Source organism: Bacteroides timonensis, from assembly GCF_000513195.1.
Lineage (GTDB): Bacteria > Bacteroidota > Bacteroidia > Bacteroidales > Bacteroidaceae > Bacteroides > Bacteroides timonensis.
Genome location: NZ_CBVI010000200.1, coordinates 1 through 2,025 on the forward strand (window position 1 = coordinate 1; position 2,025 = coordinate 2,025).

Consider the following 2,025-nt stretch of genomic DNA (forward strand, 5'->3'; position numbering starts at 1 on the left):
ATTTGTAATCCGCCGGGACGGGTTATTTGTAGACACAGCGTACTGGATATTGGCGAGATTTTGGAATCCATCCTACAAACATAAAACCTGGTTCGATATCCAAAAACTTGGCATTACTACTATCATAAGCCTCCGATGTCCAAGTACAGCCACTAAAGATTCTATTGCTTGTGATATAATTATAAGCCGTACTAGAGGCATGATTGACTCCAGTTACCCCTCCCAATATAGCACGCATATCTGCTTCAGTAGGTGTGCGCCAGCTGGCACCACTTTTATTCTTGCAATAATAATTACTAGAAACATAAGAATCCCATGTTGTATTAACAGCATCGACAGGAGCAATGTAATATCCATTATAATACCATACAGACTGTCCATCATAATTAATAGAGTTCGTAATAGTTACAGAGAGTGTGATAGTTTTTGTATCATCCATTTTATTACAGAATACAATAGAAGCATACCCAGGTCTCACTGTGTTTATCGTATAGCTATTACCTGAATTAGAATAGCTTATATAATAGCTGTCATAACTTTTAACTTGATATCCATAACCATCAGTTGGCGGAGTTACCGTAACAGCAGCGGAACCGCCACTATTCTTTACAGAAGATATGTTTATTGAACTTTTATTCAGTGTCGGTGCAACAAATTCTTTTATTGCCACACTGTATTCATTTGTTTTACTTGGGTCTACAAGGCTGGCAAGCGTTAGCTTTATACTACTGTTCAGACTCAGAGGGGTAAGCTTGTATGTGATATCATTACCCGTCGAGGATACAGTTTCCACCTTTAGTGCGCTCGTATTACTGCTCGTCAGCGTGCTGCCACCCCAGTATGTAGCTTTCAACTGCATGTAAGCTGTACCGTTACCCAACTTATACAAAGTTATATTCGTCCCACTAAAGCTGTCTGCGCTTGATGTGCTGTTGATCTTTGTCAATGAATAGGTCCCTATATTTGGACTTATCACAAACTGCACATCAGGTCCGCCAATTGTATTTTTCAGTGTCACCGTAACATCTTTAGCATTCGGAAGATTTGCGCTTACCAATCTAAAGATGACGTTTTGTTGTTTTGAACCGCTGGAAGTGCCAGTAGTGGTTACTTCCGATGTCAACCACTCAGGATTTCCCTCGCCGAAATCAAACTTTACCGTTGCTCCATCCATAGAAGTGACAGGCACAGTACAAGTGTTACCACTTGCTACACTCATGGATATTTTGCCCAAATTTTCCTCGGTAGGTGAGGTATAGCTATTATTGCCTCCTCCAAGTACTTCGAAATTAGGAATCAAGGGAGCATCTTTCAATACTATGGTAATCGGCATACGCAGCATCGTAGCATTTTTAGAGTTAGCAAATACGACGGTGTTATCTGTCACTTCTGTTGTACGTGTGTTTGCGGTGGCAGCCGACAGAACAACATCACGATTATTTAGCGTCAAAGTATAAGTCTTTTTCGTTCCGTCTTTCACTATATCCGATATATCAATCCAACTCGGTTTACCTACTATTTCCATATCATCCGGACACAAAAATGATACTTGCGCATTACTGCCCGTGATACGATAGAGTGTAACAGTTGCATTTGCCACATCAAATGAGTTCGGGTTATCACTCGTGCCGTTGGGAGCTTTGGAAGGTTGATTTGTTGTCAATGGTTGGGGAACAGCAACGGCATCTACATAAAGTATATTTTCCGTACCGGAAAGAACATCATACACGCGTACCGTGGCGCGAGGGAAAAGTTTCTTATAATCGTCCGTCACAGTAAATGTATAGGTACTACTGGAAGAAGTCAGGCGGGTAGCCGCTTTGGGGGTACAAGTCAACCAATCATTACTCTGTGCGGAAGGCCCGCCTGCATAAACAATCTTGATACCCGGAGAAGAGGAACCCACTGTCATATCGAAAGAGCTTCCTGCATCGAGTGACATGCTCACGGTATATACATTACGGTCAGGATCTAAAGTAGCCTCTGTGAGGTCTGCAAAAGCGTCCGGAATAGATATTGTAATCT

General features: G+C 41.8%; 1 protein-coding gene. It reads right to left on the reverse strand.

Going from position 1 to position 2,025, the window contains the following annotated elements:
* Positions 1-22: 22 nt before the first annotated feature.
* The coding region (locus BN161_RS30055; RefSeq protein ID WP_044272612.1) for a hypothetical protein at positions 23-2,025 on the reverse strand (2,003 nt) is incomplete at its 5' end.